Here is a 21,493-nt window from a genome sequence, read left to right as displayed (position 1 = left end):
GCGTAGGAGGTGAGAAATTGAAGAAAGTGATTATTTTATTAATTATTATAGTAATCTTTCCATTACAGCATGTCCTGGCAAATTCAGTTCAGGAAGAAGAGAATACCATATGGCTGGATAAACTGGAGGTTGACAGGTATTCATTAAATTATTTAGATCATCTCTTCATAGATGAGATTCGTTTAGATAATTTGATTCGGACACTAAAGGATAAGGTTCATAAAGAACCTGAAAATGCAAAACTAAATAAAAGTGGGGAAATTATCCCTGAGAAACTTGGAGTTACACTGGATATAGATAAATTCACTATTTTATTCCGAAAGACATTCTATCAAGAAGACGCTAAAGGATTACAAGCCCCGCTCATGAATACTTACCCAAGGATTGACCGTGCTCTGTTGGAGGAAATTTATGAAAAAGAATTAGGAAGCTATGTTACTCATTTTAAAAAAAGTAATGAAGAGCGGTCGCACAATATATATTTAGCAACAAAAGCGATTAATAATTATGTTATATTCCCAGGAGAAGTGTTTTCATTTAATGATGTTGTAGGGGAACGAACAAAAGAAAGAGGCTATAAGCGTGCACCAGTTATCGTAAAAGGAGAGCTCGCAGAAGATATCGGTGGGGGGATATGCCAGGTATCATCCACCCTTTTTAATGCTGTTGATTTAAGAGGTATTCAGATCGTAGAGAGGTATGCACATAGCAGGTCAGTTCCATATGTACCGGAGGGCAGAGATGCAACAGTCAGCTGGTGGGGGCCAGATTTTGTATTCAGGAATATGTATAATCAGCCATTGCTTATTCGCGCTAATTCAGACAATGGGAAAATGCTTATTCAACTATATACATCTGCTTCAGCGGAATATTTTACTGGTAAATAAAGTATGTATCAGGTTCACAGCATAAAAGCTTGGAGGTTGGATGTTGGCTTGATGTGATGTTAAGAGGCTTGCAAAGTTAAACTCCTTCACCAAATTTATTAACATTTGACGGAAATGGGGGTTAATTTCAAAGGAAACCCCTGAAACTAGATGATCTGGTATTAACTTTTGAGTAACATTCAATCCCATTAATCTTTCTCCTCATAGCGTGTCTACTAGTTTTATACCTCACATGAGAAAAAAATAAAAAAGCCGAGCAAAGTACGTAATGTACTTGTGCTCGGCTTTTAAATTAAATTATGCTTGTTTGTGTGCTTCAATTTCAAATTGTATTTTAACGTCTTCTCCAACCAACACACCGCCGGTTTCTACTGGTGCATTCCATGTTAAGCCGAATTCTTTACGGTTAATCTTCGTTTCGCCGCTAAACCCAGCAACTTCATTGCCACTCATTGGATCCTTGCTTTGTCCTTCAAAGACAACATCTACTGTAACTGGTTTTGTTGTTCCACGAACAGTTAGGTCACCCGTTACATCATACCTGCTATCTGATTTTTTCTTAATATCAGTAGCAATGAATGTTATTTTTGGGTAATTCTCAACATCAAAAAAATCTCCAGAACGTAAATGATCATCACGGTCTTTTTGACGGGTATCAATGCTGCTTGCGTCAATCGTAAATTCAATTTTTGAATTTGTTAAATCCTCTACATCTGCTTCAATAACTGCGTCGAAATTATTAAAGGCACCTTTGGCTTTTGATATCATCATATGCCTTACGGAAAATCCCACTTCACTATGAGCTGTGTCAATGTTCCAAACTGTTTTTGTCATTATAAATCCCTCCAAGTGTTTTTAATTAAAAGTACGTAAGTTACTTTATGTTACTAAGTGTACAAAAGTAAAGATATGTTGTCAAGTAGTTAATCCTATGATTAATGCACATCTACCCTTATTACTGAATAATAAAACATTTATTTTCCAGAAATTATGTTTTTAATGAAACTATTTCTATTATTCGCTATAATAAAAAGATAGGGTAAAAATCAGAAATTATTATTTTATGAGGAGCGATTTAATGCAGCAAAGCTACAATCCGACATGGGATTTGGATGTTATTTTTCCAGGCGGAAGTGAGTCTGAAGAATTCACTACTTATCTCAAAACCATTAAGGAAGAAATGGGTAAACTATCAAAGACTGTCGATAACTTTGTACCTGGTCAGGAAGGCGGCAGCACAAATCAATTAGCAGGTATTGTTACACATTTAGAGAGTACTATGAAGAAGGTTCGGGAAGCTTTTGCTTTTATCAGCTGCTTAAGTGCACAGGATGTAAACGATGATAAAGCTAATTTATTAGTAGGCAAACGTAGTGCATTACAGGCTGATTTAAGCGCTGTTGTTACTAATTTTGAACAAAAGCTAGTCTTAATTGATGATACTGCATGGAAAGAAATGATGCTCCACCCGCAATTAATAGAAATTTCTTTTGTACTTAATGAAAATAGAAAACGGGCAAAAGAACTATTATCGGCAGAGAACGAAATACTGATTAATGATCTTGCTGTAGATGGTTATCATGGATGGAGTCAAATGTACGATACCATTGTTGGAAGTATGAGTGTGGAACTAGAAGAGGAGGGAGAAACTAACTCGTATTCTGTAGGGCAGGCTTCCAATAAGTTAAGCAACCCCGACCGGGAAGTTCGCAAGCATGTTTTTGAACAATTAGATAAAGCTTGGAAAGAAAAGGCTGATTTATTTGGACAAACTTTAAATCATTTGGCAGGCTTTCGTCTCCAAACCTATAAACACAGAAACTGGGCTGATGTTTTAAAAGAACCTTTAACCATTAACCGTATGCAGAAAGAAACATTAGACGCTATGTGGAAGGCGATAACGAATAATAAACATCATTTTGTAAAATTTCTTGAAAAGAAGGCTGAAATATTAGGATTGGAGAAACTGAGCATGTACGATGTTGGTGCTCCTGTGACTAAATCTGTTAAAAAGTCCAGTTATACAGAGGGAGCAAGCTTTATTGTTGAGCAATTTCGGGAGTTTAGTCCGAAAATGGCTGACTTTGCTCAGATGGCGTTTGATAAACGCTGGATAGAAGCGGAAGACCGTTCTGGTAAGCGTCCAGGTGGATTCTGTACTAGTTTTCCGGATAGTGAACAAACACGTATTTTCATGACGTACTCTGGAACTACCTCTAATATTGCAACACTTGCACACGAATTAGGGCATGCTTATCATCAGCATGTAATGAATGATGTTAATGGATTAAACCAGCGGTATGCAATGAACGTTGCTGAGACAGCTTCTACATTTGCAGAAATGATTGTTGCTGATGCTTCTGTGAAAGGTGCACAAAATAAAAAAGAGAAACAGGCATTACTAGAAGACAAAATTCAACGCAGCGTTGCCTTCTTTATGAATATACATGCCCGTTTTATTTTTGAAAACAATTTTTATGAAGAACGAAGAGAAGGTTTAGTTTCCGTGAATCGATTAAACGAGTTGATGATCGAAGCACAAAAAGAGGCATATGGTGATGCGCTTGAAGAGTACGATCAAAACTTCTGGGCGTCTAAGCTTCACTTCCATATTACAGGTGTGCCGTTTTATAATTTCCCTTACACATTTGGTTATCTTTTCAGCTTGGGTATCTATGCGCATGCAAAGGAGAAGGGTGGAAGCTTTGAAGAATCATATATTGAGTTGCTTAGGGATACTGGACGGATGAATGTGGAAGAATTGGCAAGAAAGCACTTAAACGTAGATTTAACAACTACTGATTTTTGGGAGTCTGCCATCCAGTTATGTGTAAAGGACGTAGAGGAATTCCTCTCACTCTAGTAAGGAATGTTATGTAAAATTGTAAATATATGATTGATACGGTATACTATAAGTAACGAAAAAAGCAATATAATAGAAGCCTTCAGGGGGAGCCATTTGGCTGAGAGTGAACAAATTTGTTCTTACCCTTTGAACCTGTTAGTTAATACTAGCGTAGGGATGGTGGCTTTTTTGATGGAATAAAAGCAATGTGAGCGGATTCCCCATCAGGAAGTCTTCCCCTTGGCATTGCTTTTTTTGTGCAAAAAATAGAACTTAGCTTTAAAAAGGGGAGAGAGTTTAGATGAAATCAAAGCGTACATTGTTTTTAATTGAGGTAGCAATTTTTACAGCATTGGCTTTATTGTTGGATATTCTTCCGTTGTCCTTCAAAATTTGGGCACAGGGTGGATCCATATCTTTTGCAATGATTCCGATTTTTATCATAGCATTTCGCTGGGGAATTAAAGGCGGTTTGCTTGCAGGGTTTTTATGGGGGGTATTGCAGGTTGCTACAGGTACTGCATATATCCTGCACCCATTACAAGGGTTTATTGATTATGCTATTGCGTTTACCGTATTAGGGTTCGCTGGTATCTTTGCAAAACAAATCCAACAAGCAGTTAAAGAAAAGAGTACTAAGGTATACCTTACGTATATCGCACTCGGCGTGCTTCTAGGGTCAGTATTACGTTTTATTGCACACTATTTTGCTGGCATCGTATTTTTTGGATCGGCAATTGAAGGGCAGCCAGTCTGGTTGTACTCGTTAGTATATAATGGTTCTTATATGTTACCATCCTTTATTTTATGTACCGTGCTTGTATTCTTTTTATTCCACAAGCAGCCTAAAACATTATTAAACGCGTCTTAAAAGATTACTAGTCCGCTCACATTAAGGTAACCTCTTCATATAAAAGAGGTTACCTTTTCATTTGGTTCATTCCCTCACGTTTTGCTGCAATTATTATAAAATCATAAAACGATGTAAAATGAAAAGGACAACCTATGCGCATTAGGTTGTCCACTTTTATTTAAAGTAAATAGCTATTTACGGCTTCATTATTTGTCACAATTAACAGCACTTTACCTTCATCCATATCTTCTTCATAATTTTCTGCTTCCGCTTTGGAGAACCCCATTTCTTCCAGCTTCGTGCGTAGTTCATCGCCTTTTTTACTGAATAGTGTTCCTACCGCATTGCCAAAGTCCATTTCTTTGATTCCGATGGTATTCGTGTCCGCACTTCCAGCTATGCGTTTTGTTCGATCCTCATCATGTGATAAAACATACACATCTTCTTTGTTTACACCCTTATCCTTTAAAAGGCTTATATCTGTCTTAAGTTGTTCATCATTTGAATACGTCTTAATAAATGGTTTCAAGTAGTATCTCCTCCTCTTAAGTTGTTCAATTATTATATTCCCAGGTGAAAAAGAATTAAACATGTAAACCGGACTTGAACTTAGCTTGGTAGCGCTAAGCTTGTGTTATGCATAGGCTATAGGACTATTCATCAGGAAAGGAAGAGGTATACATGGATCTAACAATTTCTCATTGGTTGTATGGTTTATTCACACTGCTAATTATAGGTACCATGGTTTTCCGTAAGGGGGTTGTGTTACCAACCTTACTTGGAACATTTGTCATAGCTTGGGTATACAAGGGGAGTTTAATTGATGGATTTACAGCCATTTTTAATGCGAATTTAGTAGCTGCGCAAGAGCTTTTCAGTATTTTTTTAATCATTACCTTCATGTTGGCCCTACTGCATTCGTTACGTGATTTGGGTGCTGATCAGAGAATGATCAGGCCAATCCAGAAAATGATGATAAATGGTCATGTTTCATTCTTTGTTCTCGTAGGTGTGACTTTTGTTATATCTTTATTCTTCTGGCCGACACCCGCAGTACCACTCATATGTGCGTTATTAGTACCTGCTGCTGTACGTTCAGGCTTACCAGTTATGACCGCTGCGGTTGCCATAGCGCTTGCAGGGCAGGGGATGGCGCTTTCTTCTGACTATATTGTGCAGGTTGCACCTAGTTTATCAGCTGCCTCAGCTGGTGTTGATACGGCGTTAGTTGCAGATAAAGCTCTTATCCTATCTGTGGTGGCAGGTAGTGTTGCAATTCTGCTGGCTTATTTATTCTACCGTAAATCAATCCGGTCTAAAGGTGATAAGGAAAATGAGTTAGATCTGCAAAATATGCAATCCACAACAGAATCAGCGAATAAAGCATATGCTAAGAATTTATCTGCATGGAGTAAGGTATTTGCAATAATGGTTCCGATAACACTACTTGGTGTTGTTATTTATATGGTCTACGAAAAGCTATTATCTGGCAGAATGAGTGGACTTGAAGGAGGAGACGGGGCAGCGTTTGTTGGTGGTGTTGCTGTTATCCTTCTATTGCTAGCAACAGTAGCGTTCGGAAGACAACATGCCTTGGATTACATTAGTTCTCACATTACAGATGGTTTTGTATTTGCTTTCAGAGCTATGGGGCCTGTTATTCCAATTGCAGGATTTTTCTTCTTGGGAAGTTCTGACTTTTCAGGAAGTATACTGGGGGTAGAAGAAAATGCCCCATCTTTATTATTTGACCTTGTACAATCGACACAGGATTTCTTGCCGCAAGGTGCATTATTTGCCGCGTTTAGTATATTAATCATTGGTATCATTACAGGACTTGATGGATCGGGATTTTCCGGTCTGCCTCTTACCGGAGCGCTTGCTGCATCGCTGGAAAATAGTTCGATTGATGCTGCGACTTTAGCAGCGATTGGTCAAATGGGTTCGATATGGACTGGAGGAGGGACATTGGTCGCTTGGTCTTCATTAATAGCAATTGCAGGGTTCTGTGGTGTTTCTGTAATGGAGTTAGTACGGAAAAACTTCCTTCCTGTTATGCTTGGTTTATTCGTAACTACTCTGTTTGCTGTATTTCTTCTGTAGGATGCATTTCCACTTAGACAGAATTGATATGCTCGTGGTGTGATGAAATTATCGAACAATATATATCGACAGAGTAAGCTATATTATAAAAATCTTTATTCTTACACAGAACTGTTCTAATTGATACAGTTCTTTTTTATGGTAAAACTATGTTGCAATTTGTATATTTTTGAATTAACATAAGATTGTAATAATGTGAAATGCTTATACATAGCGTTATATAGGATAAGTCTGATTATTCGTTTGATTTTATTTTAAGATTGTTTGGGACTGTCCTAATAAATTTGGAGGGGGTAGAACGTATTGTCTAGTATTTTAGTTGCACTTATTGGTATCATTGTGTTTGCTTTAGGGTATCGTTATTATTCAAAATTTGTGGCGGAAAAGATTTTTCGGCTGGATCCCAATTATGTTACACCCGCACATCGATACAAGGACGGGGTGGATTTCGTTCCCACAAATAAGTTTGTTTTGTGGGGTCATCATTTTACTTCCATTGCTGGAGCAGCACCCATTCTTGGTCCTGCAATTGCTGTCTATTGGGGATGGCTGCCAGCATTTTTATGGGTAATATTAGGAACGGTATTTGCGGCGGGAGTCCATGATTTTGGTACTCTAGTTCTATCAGTACGAAACAAAGGGCAATCAGTTGGTACATTAGCACACCGTTTAATTGGCCAAAGGGCAAAGGTTTTATTTTTATTTATTATCCTAATCCTTGTTTTAATGGTTAATGCGGTGTTTGCATGGGTAATTGCCAATCTATTTATTTCTTATCCAGCAAGTGTATTGGCAGTATTTATTCAGATTCCACTTGCAATATGGATTGGATATGCTGTATATAAGAGAAATACAAAGATGCTGGTTCCGTCTTTAATTGCATTAGCAGTCATGTATCTAACTGCTATTATGGCCAGCAGAATAGAGTTTCTGCAAATAGACTTAGTTGGTTATATGGGTGGTGAGGATGGCACCGGATTATTTGGATTAGGCGCAGTTTCCTCTGCTTTCTTTATATGGATTATTATTTTGATGGTATATGTCTATATTGCATCCACATTACCTGTTTGGAAGCTATTGCAGCCACGGGATTTCATTAATTCTCACCAGCTTTTGGTTGGTCTGGGGATTTTGTATCTGGGCTTGCTCTTTTTAAATCCAGAAATTACCGCCCCTGTTGCGAATCTTAATACAGACATATCATGGTTCCCTTTATTGTTTATTACAATTGCCTGTGGTGCCATTTCAGGCTTCCATGGACTGGTCTCTTCCGGGACGTCGTCTAAGCAATTGAATAAAGAAACGGACGCTCGATTTGTTGGTTATCTAGGTGCTGTTGGTGAAGGTATTCTGGCGTTAGTTGCGATTCTGGCCGTTGCTACATTCTTTTCGAATACAGATGAATTTTTAGCAACATACAGCAGTTTTACAGATGCAAACGCAGTTGGTCTTGGTGTCTTTGTAGAGGGCGCTGCCGTCCTTGCTACAGGCTTAGCAATACCACCTGATATTGCGACAACCATTGTGTCTGTTATAATCGTAAGTTTTGCTGCAACAACCCTGGACACATCTGTACGTTTAATGCGTTATATTATTGCGGAACTGGGTGTTGAATATAAGATACCTGCACTGACAAGAACGCATGTAGCGACTAGCGTTGCTGTTGTGTCGAGTGCAGCTTTAGTTCTGTTACCGGAAGGACCAAGAGGATTTGGATCTGGAGGGTATCTGCTATGGCCGTTATTTGGAACAGCAAATCAGCTGCTCGCGGGGATTAGCTTATTGTTAATAGCTATATGGCTAAAGCGACTGGGTCGTAATTATGCGATTGCATTAATCCCAATGATATTCTTGATGTTCATGACACTGTACGCAATGTTCCAGCAAGTAGCATTTGAATGGTCATGGATGGGGAATAACTCGAATATGTTATTATTTGTCCTGGGAGCCATTATACTGGTTTTTGCTGTATGGATTATATTAACAGCCATATCAGCTTTAACTGGGAAGCACGACTTACCAGTGGATAATGATGATGATTAATAAGAGTGAGACTGCAAAATAGGAGGAAAAGGGATCATTTAAACCATGATCCCTTTTCTGTATTTTAAGAAAGCGAGGTTTATTTTATGGTACTGGATAAACTGAAAAAATTGATCGAGTATTATGAAGAAGTATTAAGCATGCCGCATCGCCAGGAAATTGCCAGGGAACTCCGGGACGAGGATGATTTATTCTTGTTGTTGCTCTATTCCGAAATGATAGGGATACCCAATCCAGTTTATTATTATACATTAGAGCTTTATCCCTATATGATAGAAAAATTCCATGATTGGCATTTACGTATGGGAATGGAGAAGTCTCCAATGACCGGAATACGCTGTTGCTGAAAAAGTCTATAAGAAAAAAGGTGATTCAATGCAGGAATTAAAGAAAAAGATTATTTTTGTAGGTGGCAAGGGTGGTGTGGGGAAATCGACTTCGGCAGCTGCAATCGCTTGGAAATCAGCTCAAGCAGGTAATAAAACTTTGCTAATATCCACGGATCCGGCTCATAATCTTGGCGATATCTTTAATCAGTCAATTGGCGGTAAAATAACAAAGGTGTCAGACTATCTGCACGCCTTGGAAATTGACCCGGAAATAGAAACGAATAATTATATAAAAGGTGTAAAAGAAAATATTAAGGGTATTGTACATTCAGGTATGGTGGAAGAGGTTCATCGGCAATTAGATACAGCCAAAGCTTCCCCAGGTGCTGACGAAGCGGCACTGTTTGATAAGCTTATCCAAATAATCTTGGAAGAAAGAGAGCATTTTGATAAACTTATATTTGATACAGCACCAACGGGCCACACGATTCGCCTGCTCTCCTTACCAGAGTTAATGGGGGTGTGGATTGAAGGATTACTGCAAAAGCGCAAAAAAACAAACGAAAATTATACACAGCTACTAAATGACGGTGAACCAATTGAAGATCCAATTTATGATGTTTTAAGAGAAAGACAAGAACGGTTTTCCAGAGCTAGAGAAGTATTGCTCGATATGAAAGAGACCGGATTTATCTTTGTATTGAATCCCGAACGGCTTCCCATTCTGGAAACAAAAAAAGCGATCGGATTACTTGATAAATACCACCTGAATGTGAAAACATTGATTGTGAATAAAGTATTACCAGAAAATGCAGATGGAGAATTTCTGCTGCAACGAAAAAATCACGAAGAGCAATATTTGGAAATGATTAAAGAGACATTTCAGAAACAAGAACTGATTTATGTTCCGTTATTTTCACACGACATAACAAATAAAAGCCAATTGGAAGAATTTAGTAGTTTTTACTAGAGTAGAGAGGATGACAGCAATGAAAGCATTTATACATGAATACGGAGAGTTAAAAATTAAAGAAATAGAGGTACCAGTTGCTGAAAGTGGGGAGGTAGTTGTTTCCTTGAAAGCCGCTGGGCTTAATCGACGAGACCTGAATATTCCTAATAGAAGGGGAGCTGAAGCAGAGGCTTTAGCTTTAGGTTCAGATGGAGCTGGAATAATTGAGTCAGTAGGTGAAGGGGTAACTGAATTCTCGGTGGGCGATGAGGTTATTATAAATCCAGCTCTGCGCTGGTATGAGACGAGTGATGCTCCACCAAAAGGGTTTGATATTTTAGGAATGCCTGACCATGGTACATTTGCTGAGAAAATTGCCATTTCAGCAGATCAGGTAGAAACCAAGCCTGCCCATCTGTCCTGGGAAGAAGCGGGAGTTTTAGCATTATCTGCTTTAACTGGATATCGGGCATTATTTACAAAGGGCCAAGTCAAAAAAGGAGATACTGTCTTCATTCCAGGAGCAGGAAGTGGGGTTGCAACTTACTTAATTTCGTTCGCCAAAAATGTTGGAGCAAAAGTTATTGTAACTTCGAGGAGCAAGGAGAAGCAAAAACAGGCAAAAGAGCTTGGTGCAGATATCGTATTAGACACAGCTTCTGATTGGCCAAAAGAATTAGAAAAGGAGACAATTGATCTTGTCGTTGATAGTGTGGGACGTGCTACGTTCAATCGTTCGTTAAAAGTGTTAAAGAAAGGCGGACGAATGGTAATATTTGGAGCTACTACAGAGGATACAATCGACTTTAATTTACGAGAGTTCTTCTATGGGCAATATCAGCTAATCGGTACTACAATGGGAAGCAGACAGGAATTGCGAGCAATGTTGGATCATATAACAAACTTCAACATGCATCCTGTTGTCGATAAGACCTATTTGCTGGGTAATATCCAGGAAGCGTTTAACTATCTGGAAGGGAACAAGCAATTTGGTAAACTTGCAGTAAAAATCAGTGATTGAATCATACAATGATTAGACTCTCAGAGAGGGAGTCTAATCTGCTTCTGAATCAAATCCGTAATCAGTAACGTAGCCTTCAATACTCCATATACCAATTTCCCTATCTTTTGCCACCTGTTCCAATTTCCTAAATTCATCTACATACTTATCATTTGGGGGAAAAACATAAGCTACACGTGCTAAACCTTCTTCCAGCAGCATTTCGTTAAACATTTCCCCTTCTTCTGTATAAACATAGGCAAGAATACGGTCGTACTTATCTCTTTTCTCGGTTCCATACTCCAACTTAATAGGATCTGATGGAGAAAATGTATTTTCCATCAGCATACTTGCTTCCTCTCCATAGGGTTGTTTCCCCTTATCCGGATGTTTTGTTTCTGGTGTATCCACTAATAAGAGACGAACATACTCCTCAGTTCCATCGATAGATGCAATTAATGTATCTCCATCAACTACCCGAACAAATGAAGTGCTATTCTGTTGCATGGAATTATTTGTACAGGAAGTAAGTATGATTACTGTGATTATAAAAATAATATGAATGCTTATCTTTTTCATTTTAGTTATACTCCTTAATAGTCATTCATTGTCGCTTTGAGTATAACATGGGAAAAGGGAAGGTGTCCCTCATTTCTATGAGACATCCTCTTTTAACTACTAAATGCAATCACTTTAAATACGGCGTTACAAGAGCAATAGCCTGCTGCAGTTTTTTACTGTTTTGACTATATATCTTCTTGGCCTCATCGTTTTGTGTTGCTAATGCGAAAAGCTCCAGGTCAGCCTGGCATTTCTTGAGTGTTGCCAAAAGAAGGGGCTTTTCTGTAGGGGCAGGCACTGCGATTTTATCATCGTACAAATCTACAGTTAGTTGTGCATCTGTGTCTGCTTGTGCCAGGAATACATTTTCAATGCTAATGTTCATTTTATCCAGTTCAGTTTCAAGCCAGTTAGTATTTAAGTTAAGGTTTGCTAATGGTTCAAGCAGCACCTTTCCATCCATTATTACAGCTTGAGGCTCCTTCTGCGGTGCTAATTTTAATCCAAGATCCTTGGCGGTTAACGGGAGATTTTCTTTTTTTGGTAACACACTAAGGGTTCCAGAGGGCTCAAGTACAGCAAACTCCACATCTGCCGCAAGAAAAACATTGTTGTCCCGAAGTTTTTCAAGTAAGTCATCTGTTGAATAGCCTTCCTTCTTTAGATTGTCCTCCATAATCTTTCCATCTTGAATGAATACGGTGCTCTTTCCTTCGGTAAAATTACGGAAAGATTTACTCTTTAATGAGATAAATTCTACTGCAAATGGAACAATAAACCATATGAACATGGCAATTAATCCATAAGCAAGATTGCTATTCGGATCTACAGTATGAATAGCCACAATTCCACCCAAGACAATACCAGAAATGTATTCAAAAATATTTAATTGGGAAATCTGTTTTTTACCAAGCCATTTAGTAAGAAAAAAAAGGATAGTAAGCAAGGTTATTGTTTTGAGTATAACAATGATCCATTCTGGCATGTAGGATTTCTTCCTTCCCTGGTATAATTACTTATATTGCGGTTCTTCTTTCGTAAGTTGGATAACCTGATAATTTAAATCATTTTTGACTTCTGATACAATAGCTTTTGCTTGATTAAGCTTTTCATGCGCTTCTAATTCTTGAGTTTTACTTGCCAATAATTCGAGACTTGCTTCAACGCTTTTTATTGAAGAGTAGCAACTTTTCACTTGAGAACCTACCGTCATTTGCTCAGCTCCTATCCTTTTGGTTTAAATAAAATCGCACCAATCACCCCAAAAATAATTGCTGCCGAGATACCTGCACTTGTTACCTCGAACATGCCGGTAACGACCCCGATCAGACCGTGTTTTTCAGCTTCAGCCATTGCTCCATGAACTAAGGAGTTGCCAAAACTGGTAATTGGTACAGTAGCACCAGCCCCTGCAAAATCAATTAGGGGTTCATAGAGCCCAAGACCATCCAGGACTGCTCCTGTTACAACTAAAATTGTTAGCGTTTGACCGGGATTAAGTTTGAATACATCGAACATAATCTGGCCAATTACACAAATAATTCCACCAACTACGAATGCCCAAAAAAAGATCATATCCTATCACTTCCTGTTTCAATTGATACGGCGTGGGCTATGCATGGTATCGGATCACCTTGTTGAACACTTAATGGGGAGTGCAGAGAGCCGGTGGCTACCATAAGTAATCGTTTAATCTCGCCTTTTTCCATCTTCTTTAAGAAATGTCCATAGGTTACTATGGCAGAGCATGCAGGTCCACTGGCACCAGCTAATACAGGCTGACCTTCACGATATATGGTAAGACCACAATCAACATATTGCTGCTCCTGGATAGGCAGACCGCGTTCCTTTAAAAGATCTAATGATACTTCTCTGCCTATATGTCCCAGATCACCAGTTACGATTAGGTCGTAATAGGAGGGATCCACATTTCTTTCCTTAAAGTGAGTCTCAATGGTATTTACTGCCGCAGCAGCCATGGCGCCTCCCATATTAAACGGGTCTGTAATCCCCATATCAACTATTTTCCCTATAGTGGCAGAGGTTACCGCCGGACCTTGTCCCATTTTAGCTACAAGGGCGCAACCAGCTCCTGTTACTGTCCATTGAGCAGTAGGAGGCTTTTGTCCTCCGTATTCTGTAGGATACCTAAACTGTTTCTCAGCAGCAGCATTATGACTTGATGCTCCGCTTAAAATGTAGTTGGCTCCATTCCCATTAATAAAAAAAGCAGCTAATGCCAGGCTTTGTGCGGAGGTTGCGCAGGCGCTGAATATCCCTAAGTAGGGGATGCTCATGGTCTTAGCTGCAAAACTGGTAGGTGTGATTTGGTTTATCAAATCACCACTAATAAAAAATTGCACCTGTTCTTTTTCTATTGCAGATTTTTTAATGGCAACTTGACATGCTTCCTCCATCATCATTTGTTGTGCTTTTTCAAATGAATCCTGTTGCAGCCACATATCATCATGTAAAATATCGAAATCGTTTGGAATACTTCCGTTTGCTTCAAACGGACCACCAACAGTGCCGGTGGAAATAATAGTAGGTCTATTTTCAAAAGTCCATGTCTGATGTCCGACTAGCATTAAAAGCCACCCCACTGAATTAATATAGTTTTAATAAGAGCAATCACGAAAGCAGCGAATACGCCATACACAATAACTGGACCAGCTAACTTCAGCATATTACTTCCTACACCGAGAATGAACCCTTCTGTTCTGTGTTCAATTGCCGCAGCAATAACAGCATTACCGAAACCAGTTACTGGAACCGCAGAGCCCGCTCCGGAAAATTGCCCAATTCGGTCATACACACCAAATCCTGTTAAGATCATCGTGATAAAAATTAATGTAGCTACAGTAGGGCTGCCAACAGTTTGTTCTGTGAAATTGAAGAAATGTATATAAAAAGTGGATATTAACTGACCGATAAAACAAATTAACCCACCAATTAAAAATGCTTTTATACAATTTTTCATAATAGGTCTTTTTACTTCTCTTTGCTGCTGAAAAGCTTGGTATTCCTGAGCTTCTGGTGGTAATTTTTTTTTCTTTTTATCTGCCATTGCCCTTCACTCATTTCGTTATGTCTGTTCTTTTGACAACTTAATTATTCGTTTTGTTTTCTTCTCCAGCTTTTTTTTACTCATCGCTTCTGATTGAATTTCATATTCCAGTTGTTCCAGTTCCAGAACGATCTTCTGGTCAGTCGAAAGTTCTACTTTTTTCTTTGGGAATTCCTTTTCCATTTGTTTGGTCAGTTCTTTACGTAATTTAGCTAATCTAAAACGCTGATTATGATGAACTTCTACTGCTATCAACAGATCTTTATCCGTATTAACTGCGTTTACTGACGTTAAAGCATCATTTGAGCTTAGGCTTTCCTTAGCTTTGTTTGAAACCGATTGGTCTATTGAGGAATTGGTCGATATGGTAGTAAACTCAATATCCTGATTTTCAACACCTGTAGAATCAGACGTTGTATCTGGACCACATCCAGATAATAGATAGAGTAAAGCGATAGTAATAACTATTTTAGTACCAGGCATATTTTCACCCATTTCTCCGTTATGTGGATAAAGAAGGCTGGCATTGACCAACCTCCTCTATTAAATCCGTTTCGTGCTGTTGAAATATGTCCACTAGAATCCTTTGTATTGTGGTTCTTCTTGCTCCATTTGCAATATTCTTGGTTCTACAGTTTGTAAGATTGCCATCGTTTGTTGAGCGGCGTTCTCATATAACTGCTTGGCTTGTTTATTTTCAGTCTGCAACGCAAATTGCTCGAAACTGGCCTGCGCACTTTTTAATCCAGCAACTGTCTGTTTTACTTGACTTCCAACTGTCATATTAAGCCCTCCTTTATAAGGTCTTCTCTAGTTATAATTAGATTAACTGAGCGGAAATATACTTTCTATATATTTCCTTTTATAACTATTTTTGAAAAATATAATGAAAAATGAAACTTTTACCGAGTTACTTTCGTTTTATATTATAGAAGTTATTTACACAGGGGGCATTGTGGTGAAAAAGCTCTTGTTAATTTTCCTTATTTTATTCATTTGTTTATCATCAGTATTGTATTTGAAATATGGGAGTGCCAATGCAAAACTGTCTGAAAATGTTTCGTCAATGAAACAGGTAGGAGATTTTATTTTACATATGAGAGTAGATGAAAAAGATAAGGGAATCGAAGTAATGCGATCTATTCAGTATGTTGGGGAGGAACCGGTCAAAATTGTACACCAGTCACCCTTAGTTTCTATCTCTATAGGCAACAACAAACATGACTTTACAGGAAGCACGGTAATGAAGGTTTTACGAAAAGGTGATATTTACCATCCGCAAAGCACTGTTTCATTTTCAATAAGTGAAAAAGGCGAATGTAAGCTTTATGTTCATGCAAGATTAGATGTAAATGGCGAAAGATTATCCATTGAACATGAAGAGAATCTATTGTTTGAGTAGCTATCAGTATCAGTATCCGTTAGAGTTTGACGCTGCTAATTTTAAATCAGAAAATTAGCAGGGGGGACAAGTTATGCTTTCTTTATGAATGAGAACTAAAAAAACTTTAACTTTTGCCACTGTCGGCAAGAAGTTAAAGTTTTATTTGTTTTAGCGCCTGTTAAATTTCTTTTCTTTTATGTAAGGCGATACATCCATTCGAACGGCATTGCTGTATTTTCTGATCATTTGTTCAGTCCATGTATCTGTTCGTGAATTTTTTGACCTATTTTCATAATAGGTTGCAAGGCTTTTATCAAAGTCTTTTATTAATTCTCTTTGTTGGTCAGTACCCTGATAATGATTTTCATGGTAAACAACGTCAATAGGCAAACGAGGTTTCTTTTCTGGCTGTTGTTCAGGATATCCCAGGGCAAGACCAAAGAAAGGTACGACATGGTCAGGGAGATCTAAGATGTCATTTACACGTCTGATATTATTTCTGATGCTTCCTATGAAACAAATACCGATTCCCATGGATTCAGCAGCCAGGGCTGCGTTTTGTGCAGCTAGTGATGCATCTATGGCAGCAACTATAAATTGTTCTGTACTTTCCAGGGTCTCCTGCATATCCACCTGCTCTTGTAGTGTCGCCTGTTGTTTTATCCTGTTTAAATCTCCGCAAAAGATTAACAAATGGCCATTATCTTTAACATATGGCTGTCCGGAAATAGAAGCTAAGTCTGCTTTTATTGATTCGTCAGTCACTCCAATAATTGTATATGCCATAACATGACTGGAAGTTGAAGCCTGTTGTGCAGCCTTAACAATTGTATGAATTTGATCCGTTGTTAGCCTTTTGTCTTTAAATTTACGAATTGAACGGTGATTAAGAATAGTTTCTAAAGTAGGATTATTATTCATGTTACTCTCCTTCTGTTAATTGCTCGCGGCTCTTAATGTAATCGTGCTCATAGGAAGTTCCCCGTCCTCCTGCCACTCATAATGTGGCTCATCATCTGGTTCAAGTAGTGCAGGCTTTGTCACAGAGATAGAATCATCATCTTTCCATTCCACAGTAGCTAAGGGCCAGTTGAAGTTCAATATATCACGATTTGTTGTTTCATTAACTAATGGTACGATATCCCAGTTATCTATGTCAATAACAACAATGTTTGTTAACGGTTGGGGGAGGGACTTGTTACTGCGTTCAAATATAAATAAAATTTTTGTTGCCTCTGGAGATATAACTGCATCTACCGATTTTGCTAAATCTGCTATTAAATGTGCCTGGTTGTCTTTCGTTTGATTAAAAGCTAAATAGGAGCACTTGTCATTACTGCAGGAAAATTCAAGAAGATAAACACTCTGCTCCTTATTGTAGATGCGTTCGAACCTCATTTGTTCCGTTGCCTTTCTACGATCCTTTGTTGTATGTAAATATTCCTTAAGTATAGGAACTGCTTGTAAGTTGATTGTAATTTGTTCATCATCCAGATAAAATTCGATGAATTCTTCAACTTCCTCTTCTTTTACCTGCTCAACTAATTCTGGTTCGCTATTAGGTTTTTCCGGTATGGCATCAACTTTTTCAATTACAGGTTCGCGGTTTTGGCATGCAGTTATTACCAATAAGATTAAAAAAGTTATAATTCCTAATTTTTTTTTAATGTTAAATACCCCCGCTTTGAAAACATAATTATTCTCTATAATTATACAATAATTAAAAATATTTAACAGGGTATTCGTTATAAAAAAACACCGCCTATTCGCGGTGTTCTTCTTAAATATTTTTTTGATCGTTATCCTTATTTGTTCCATGCGATAAATAATCTTCTTCTAGTGCTTCCTGATCTTCTTTCGTTTGGATTGAATCCTCTCCAATTACATTCTTTTTGTTTTTGACAAAAGAAAAAATTAGAATGGAAATGACTACTATAATCAACAACGTTATCCAAGTCATTACATCGCTCCCTATTCTTTATTCATGTTGTTCAAAATAATAAGTTCTTATACGTTAGCTTAGAATAACTGGAAGACATAATTGATAAGGAACCATAGAATACCGAAAAATATAACGAGATAGGTTACATACTTTATTACTGCTACGCCTACTTTACTAGGATCCGATTTCTTTTCTCTGCGTTCGATTTCTTTATGTTCATCCATTTAAATAACTCTCCTTTAGGTTTAGTTAGTTATACAACTACCGATTTGCCGGTGTGCATTTTATGGCTGACACGAAATTCGCCCTGGATTGTTTTGTCTAATATGCTTTTGACTTCTTCATATCCATCATGAGTGTTTTTGCCGTCAACAATCATGACTAGTGAATTATTTAGTGGTGTAACAAAGAAAAAGGATAAAAGCTTTGGTAAATTTTCAGCATCAGCTATAACGTTTTCACGATATAAATATATGTTATAGTCACTCTTTGAAGCATAGTTGTAAATCTTTATAACATCTTTTGTCTGCAGTTTTTCATTCAGCTGAATCTTGTAGGATGATATTTCTTCCACTTAATCACCTCACTTGACTGTTTGTTTCGTCTATAAACAGTACCCACATTTAAAAAACATCAAACATAGCATTTGTTTTATAAAGAATAATAATATCAATTATCAGTTATCTTTGTTACACTTTAATTAGATAGAGAGTTTAAGCCAATTCCTTAGAAAGGGGCGGTATGAATGGTCGAAAGACGAATACCTATTGCGGTACAAGAAGCGGTTAATAAGGTTATGGAACACCGAATTACAGGAGAAAGAGAAAAGGTGTCCATCCTTAATTGCAATAATAGAAGATTAGCTGAGAAAATTAGTGCGAAACATAATATACCTTCATTTGATAAGTCACCTTATGATGGGTTTGCTGTCAGATCAGAAGATACACAGAATGCCTCAAGTGATAATCCCGTAGAATTTGAAGTAGTTGAACATATAGGTGCGGGTCAGCTGCCTACGAAAACACTCAAGGTAAATCAGGCTACCAGAATAATGACCGGTGCTAAAATCCCAAGCGGTGCTGACTGTGTCGCCATGTTTGAAGTCTGTCAGACCAGTGACAGAAATAATAAGCAATACATGTCTCTTAAGAGAAAAATGGCTGCAGGGCAAAATATAATAAAAGAGGGCTCAGAGGTAAAAAATGGTGAACTTCTTCTACCAGAAGGTACAATTATAAACCCGGGTGTAAAAGCAATACTGGCGACATTTGGTTATAATCAAGTTGAAGTGGCTAGAAAGCCGGTAATAGGAGTACTTGCCACGGGAACGGAACTGTTGGAGGTTGATCAGGAATTAGTTCCTGGAAAAATCCGAAACTCGAATGCCTATATGATAGCTTCACAGATTGAGCAAGCAGGTGGTATATGTAAGTATTATGGCAAGCTTGCTGATGAATTTGATCCCAGTTATAAGAAGATTAAGGATGTCCTTGAGGAAGTGGACATTCTAATAACAACAGGTGGTGTATCTGTCGGAGACTTTGACTTGATGCCGGATATATATGCTGAACTAGAAGCGGAAGTGTTGTTTAATAAAGTTGCAATGAGACCTGGAAGTGTTACTACAGTTGCAGTAAAAGGTAACCAGTTATTATTTGGCTTATCGGGGAACCCGTCGGCTTGTTATGTAGGTTTTGAGTTGTTCGTTCGCCCAGTGATACAGCACTATTTATTTAATAATAATCCATATTTAAAACGAATTAAAGCAACATTAGCAGCAGACTTCCCTAAGCCAAATCCATTTACCAGATTCGTAAGAAGTTATATAACATACGAAAATGGAATGGTAAATGTACAATTAGCAGGGATGGATAAATCTAATGTTGTTACATCGTTAGCGCATACAACTTGTTTTATGGTACTGCCTGGAGGGACAAGAGGATTTAAGTCAGGAGATCAGGTAGAAGCTTTATTACTTAACGATCCAATTGGCCAGGGTGAATTTTAATTTAGGAGGCTGGCTCTATGAGTATAGAATCAACACCAATTAATGACCATTTCGGCAGGTTGCTGAAGGATTTACGGATTTCTGTCATCGATAAATGCAACCTGCGTTGTACATACTGCATGCCTAAGGAAATATTCGGAAAAGATTATCCATTTCTGCATGAGAGTGAATTACTCAATTATGAAGAAATTGTTCGTCTAGCTACGACATTTGCCAAGTTAGGTGTGGAAAAAATCCGGATTACTGGTGGAGAGCCCCTAATGCGTAAGGACCTTGATCAGCTAATTGCTAAATTAACTGGCATTCCAGGTATCCGGGATATAGCATTAACAACAAATGGCATATTGCTAACCAAAATGGCTGTAAAATTGAAGGAAGCTGGCTTAAAACGTGTGAATATCAGTTTAGATGGAATAGAGGATGATGTGTTTAAACAAATAAATGGTAAAGGTGTTGGAACGCTTCCTGTACTAAAAGGTATTCAAGCCGCTCAAAATGCGGGTTTACAAGTGAAAATAAACATGGTCGCTAAAAAAGGTATGAACGAAAGTCAAATACTTCCAATGGCACGTCACTTCAAGGGTAAAGATATTATTCTTCGATATATTGAATTTATGGATGTAGGTAATCATAATGGATGGGACTTTAAAAACGTTATTTCAAAAAAAGAAATAGTTGATACAATACATAAAGAATTTCCTCTTGAACCTTTAGAAGAAAATTATTATGGCGAGGTTGCCTCCAGGTATCGTTATAAAGATGGCGGTGGTGAGATTGGTGTGATTTCCTCTGTAACAGATTCCTTCTGTGACACTTGCACTCGCATCCGTCTATCAGCAGATGGGAAATTATATACTTGCCTATTTGCTTCAGATGGATTTAATATAAAAGAGAAGTTAAGAGATGGATTAACAAATGGACAATTGGACGAAGAACTTACAGCTTTGTGGGGAGCAAGAAAAGATCGCTACTCAGACGAGCGAGCTGAGAAGAAAGATACTAAACGCAAGAAGATTGAAATGTCCTATATAGGTGGCTAGTATCATGAAAAGAGGTGAATTTGTTGAAAACATTCAAGTTAAAAACCTTAGAGATATTGGAGCAAAAAGACGAAGTGATTGTTCAACAACGTATCCCTTTACTTGATGGGTTAATTATTAACCGTGAGGATGAAAAAAACCAGTGGACTATAGAAGCGTACACAGAATCTTCCTATTTAAGCTTCTTTGATTTGTTACGCAAAGAAAAAGAAGAGATTATGGTTCAAGTGAAAATAACGAAAGAAAGTAATGAGCCGGCTACATTTATAACATCGATTATTGGAATAAATGAAATAGGAACCAACTTAAACGTTTTATTTGTAGGAACAATAATAGATCGTCGTAAAGGAAAAGTCGAAGAAATGTTAACCGGATTAATTGAAGATGGTTATCAGGGAAAAGAGTTGTTAGAGAAATTTAAAGAATTAACGTAGGGAAGGTCAGGTGCAAAGCTGACCTTTCTTTCATTTTAAGGTAAA

27 protein-coding genes and 1 riboswitch are annotated in these 21,493 nt (G+C 37.8%); of the genes, 12 read left to right on the top strand and 15 right to left on the bottom strand.

Translation table 11 applies throughout. The features are described from left to right. Positions 1–26: 26 nt before the first annotated feature. The gene (locus QGM71_RS16715) at positions 27–887 is read left to right on the top strand and encodes a VanW family protein (protein ID WP_327608784.1); all 861 of its coding nucleotides are present in this window, start codon (positions 27–29) and stop codon (positions 885–887) included. Between the two features lie 297 nt (positions 888–1,184). Here QGM71_RS16715 and QGM71_RS16710 read toward each other — a convergent pair whose 3' ends face one another. Then, complete coding sequence (locus tag QGM71_RS16710) at positions 1,185–1,721, bottom strand: YceI family protein (RefSeq protein ID WP_327608711.1); 537 nt, start codon at positions 1,719–1,721, stop codon at positions 1,185–1,187. Positions 1,722–1,965: 244 nt separating this feature from the next. Between QGM71_RS16710 and QGM71_RS16705 the strand changes: the two genes are divergently transcribed. After that, positions 1,966–3,750, top strand: a complete 1,785-nt coding sequence (locus tag QGM71_RS16705) for a M3 family oligoendopeptidase (protein WP_327608710.1) — start codon at positions 1,966–1,968, stop codon at positions 3,748–3,750. Positions 3,751–3,825: 75 nt separating this feature from the next. After that, positions 3,826–3,927: riboswitch (TPP riboswitch) on the top strand. 106 nt (positions 3,928–4,033) lie between these two features. Next, on the top strand, positions 4,034–4,603 hold the full coding sequence (thiT, locus tag QGM71_RS16700) for an energy-coupled thiamine transporter ThiT (protein WP_327608709.1): 570 nt from the start codon (positions 4,034–4,036) through the stop codon (positions 4,601–4,603). 160 nt (positions 4,604–4,763) lie between these two features. On the opposite strand, the gene QGM71_RS16695 is transcribed toward thiT, so the two are convergent. Beyond that, complete coding sequence (locus QGM71_RS16695) at positions 4,764–5,114, bottom strand: general stress protein (RefSeq protein WP_327608708.1); 351 nt, start codon at positions 5,112–5,114, stop codon at positions 4,764–4,766. 152 nt (positions 5,115–5,266) lie between these two features. Here QGM71_RS16695 and QGM71_RS16690 point away from each other — a divergent pair, with 152 nt between their 5' ends. The 5 genes from QGM71_RS16690 (at position 5,267) to QGM71_RS16670 (ending at position 11,033) form a co-directional block, all read left to right on the top strand. Next, positions 5,267–6,688, top strand: coding sequence for a hypothetical protein (locus tag QGM71_RS16690; protein ID WP_327608707.1), 1,422 nt, complete (start codon positions 5,267–5,269; stop codon positions 6,686–6,688). A gap of 303 nt (positions 6,689–6,991) precedes the next feature. After that, entirely contained in the window at positions 6,992–8,731 is a 1,740-nt protein-coding gene (locus QGM71_RS16685) for a carbon starvation CstA family protein (protein WP_327608706.1), read from the top strand. 86 nt (positions 8,732–8,817) lie between these two features. Beyond that, on the top strand, positions 8,818–9,078 hold the full coding sequence (locus QGM71_RS16680; protein WP_327608705.1) for a cory-CC-star protein: 261 nt from the start codon (positions 8,818–8,820) through the stop codon (positions 9,076–9,078). Positions 9,079–9,106: 28 nt separating this feature from the next. Continuing rightward, entirely contained in the window at positions 9,107–10,030 is a 924-nt protein-coding gene (locus QGM71_RS16675; protein WP_327608704.1) for an ArsA family ATPase, read from the top strand. Positions 10,031–10,049: 19 nt separating this feature from the next. Further along, complete coding sequence (locus QGM71_RS16670) at positions 10,050–11,033, top strand: zinc-binding dehydrogenase (protein ID WP_327608703.1); 984 nt, start codon at positions 10,050–10,052, stop codon at positions 11,031–11,033. Between the two features lie 33 nt (positions 11,034–11,066). Here QGM71_RS16670 and QGM71_RS16665 read toward each other — a convergent pair whose 3' ends face one another. The 8 genes from QGM71_RS16665 to QGM71_RS16630 all read right to left on the bottom strand — a co-directional run bounded on the left by QGM71_RS16665 (position 11,067) and on the right by QGM71_RS16630 (position 15,423). Beyond that, positions 11,067–11,591 carry a thermonuclease family protein gene (locus QGM71_RS16665; RefSeq protein ID WP_327608702.1) on the bottom strand — a complete coding sequence of 175 codons (525 nt, stop codon included), beginning with the start codon at positions 11,589–11,591 and terminating at the stop codon, positions 11,067–11,069. Between the two features lie 109 nt (positions 11,592–11,700). Further along, on the bottom strand, positions 11,701–12,558 hold the full coding sequence (locus tag QGM71_RS16660; RefSeq protein WP_327608701.1) for a DUF421 domain-containing protein: 858 nt from the start codon (positions 12,556–12,558) through the stop codon (positions 11,701–11,703). A gap of 27 nt (positions 12,559–12,585) precedes the next feature. Continuing rightward, positions 12,586–12,786 carry a DUF1657 domain-containing protein gene (locus QGM71_RS16655; RefSeq protein WP_327608700.1) on the bottom strand — a complete coding sequence of 67 codons (201 nt, stop codon included), beginning with the start codon at positions 12,784–12,786 and terminating at the stop codon, positions 12,586–12,588. 11 nt (positions 12,787–12,797) lie between these two features. Next, the gene (spoVAE, locus tag QGM71_RS16650) at positions 12,798–13,148 is read right to left on the bottom strand and encodes a stage V sporulation protein AE (RefSeq protein ID WP_327608699.1); all 351 of its coding nucleotides are present in this window, start codon (positions 13,146–13,148) and stop codon (positions 12,798–12,800) included. After that, complete coding sequence (spoVAD, locus tag QGM71_RS16645; RefSeq protein WP_327608698.1) at positions 13,145–14,161, bottom strand: stage V sporulation protein AD; 1,017 nt, start codon at positions 14,159–14,161, stop codon at positions 13,145–13,147. Before spoVAD ends, spoVAE begins: the two co-directional genes overlap by 4 nt. Then, positions 14,161–14,640, bottom strand: a complete 480-nt coding sequence (spoVAC, locus tag QGM71_RS16640; RefSeq protein WP_327608697.1) for a stage V sporulation protein AC — start codon at positions 14,638–14,640, stop codon at positions 14,161–14,163. Before spoVAC ends, spoVAD begins: the two co-directional genes overlap by 1 nt. An 18-nt stretch (positions 14,641–14,658) precedes the next feature. Continuing rightward, positions 14,659–15,174 carry a YhcN/YlaJ family sporulation lipoprotein gene (locus QGM71_RS16635; RefSeq protein ID WP_327608696.1) on the bottom strand — a complete coding sequence of 172 codons (516 nt, stop codon included), beginning with the start codon at positions 15,172–15,174 and terminating at the stop codon, positions 14,659–14,661. Positions 15,175–15,216: 42 nt separating this feature from the next. Further along, entirely contained in the window at positions 15,217–15,423 is a 207-nt protein-coding gene (locus tag QGM71_RS16630) for a DUF1657 domain-containing protein (protein ID WP_327608695.1), read from the bottom strand. A 175-nt stretch (positions 15,424–15,598) separates the two neighbouring features. On the opposite strand from QGM71_RS16630, the gene QGM71_RS16625 reads away from it, so the two are divergent. Beyond that, on the top strand, positions 15,599–16,042 hold the full coding sequence (locus tag QGM71_RS16625; RefSeq protein ID WP_327608694.1) for a hypothetical protein: 444 nt from the start codon (positions 15,599–15,601) through the stop codon (positions 16,040–16,042). 150 nt (positions 16,043–16,192) lie between these two features. On the opposite strand, the gene nfsA is transcribed toward QGM71_RS16625, so the two are convergent. Genes nfsA through QGM71_RS16600 form a run of 5 tightly spaced genes read right to left on the bottom strand, consistent with a single transcriptional unit; the run spans position 16,193 to position 18,540 of the window. Beyond that, positions 16,193–16,945 carry an oxygen-insensitive NADPH nitroreductase gene (gene nfsA, locus QGM71_RS16620; RefSeq protein WP_327608693.1) on the bottom strand — a complete coding sequence of 251 codons (753 nt, stop codon included), beginning with the start codon at positions 16,943–16,945 and terminating at the stop codon, positions 16,193–16,195. Positions 16,946–16,960: 15 nt separating this feature from the next. Continuing rightward, a complete protein-coding gene (locus tag QGM71_RS16615) occupies positions 16,961–17,842 on the bottom strand; it encodes a hypothetical protein (protein ID WP_327608692.1) in 882 nt (293 codons plus the stop codon). Then, entirely contained in the window at positions 17,805–17,984 is a 180-nt protein-coding gene (locus QGM71_RS16610; protein ID WP_327608691.1) for a hypothetical protein, read from the bottom strand. Before QGM71_RS16610 ends, QGM71_RS16615 begins: the two co-directional genes overlap by 38 nt. A 59-nt stretch (positions 17,985–18,043) precedes the next feature. Beyond that, entirely contained in the window at positions 18,044–18,190 is a 147-nt protein-coding gene (locus QGM71_RS16605) for a hypothetical protein (RefSeq protein ID WP_327608690.1), read from the bottom strand. A 29-nt stretch (positions 18,191–18,219) separates the two neighbouring features. Next, the gene (locus tag QGM71_RS16600) at positions 18,220–18,540 is read right to left on the bottom strand and encodes a hypothetical protein (RefSeq protein ID WP_327608689.1); all 321 of its coding nucleotides are present in this window, start codon (positions 18,538–18,540) and stop codon (positions 18,220–18,222) included. Between the two features lie 171 nt (positions 18,541–18,711). Here QGM71_RS16600 and QGM71_RS16595 point away from each other — a divergent pair, with 171 nt between their 5' ends. From QGM71_RS16595 to QGM71_RS16585, 3 genes are read left to right on the top strand one after another with little or no spacing between them, the layout of a single operon-like run. Continuing rightward, on the top strand, positions 18,712–19,974 hold the full coding sequence (locus QGM71_RS16595) for a molybdopterin molybdotransferase MoeA (RefSeq protein ID WP_327608688.1): 1,263 nt from the start codon (positions 18,712–18,714) through the stop codon (positions 19,972–19,974). 17 nt (positions 19,975–19,991) lie between these two features. Further along, entirely contained in the window at positions 19,992–21,014 is a 1,023-nt protein-coding gene (gene moaA / locus QGM71_RS16590; protein ID WP_327608687.1) for a GTP 3',8-cyclase MoaA, read from the top strand. Positions 21,015–21,037: 23 nt separating this feature from the next. After that, a complete protein-coding gene (locus QGM71_RS16585) occupies positions 21,038–21,448 on the top strand; it encodes a YwpF family protein (RefSeq protein ID WP_327608686.1) in 411 nt (136 codons plus the stop codon). Positions 21,449–21,493: the final 45 nt, after the last annotated feature.

Origin of the sequence: Virgibacillus tibetensis (assembly GCF_036026595.1) — a bacterium.
Classification (GTDB): Bacteria; Bacillota; Bacilli; order Bacillales; family Amphibacillaceae; genus Virgibacillus_P; species Virgibacillus_P tibetensis.
Note: the sequence above shows the minus strand (reverse complement) of the source record. Positions and strands in the feature narration are given on the sequence as shown.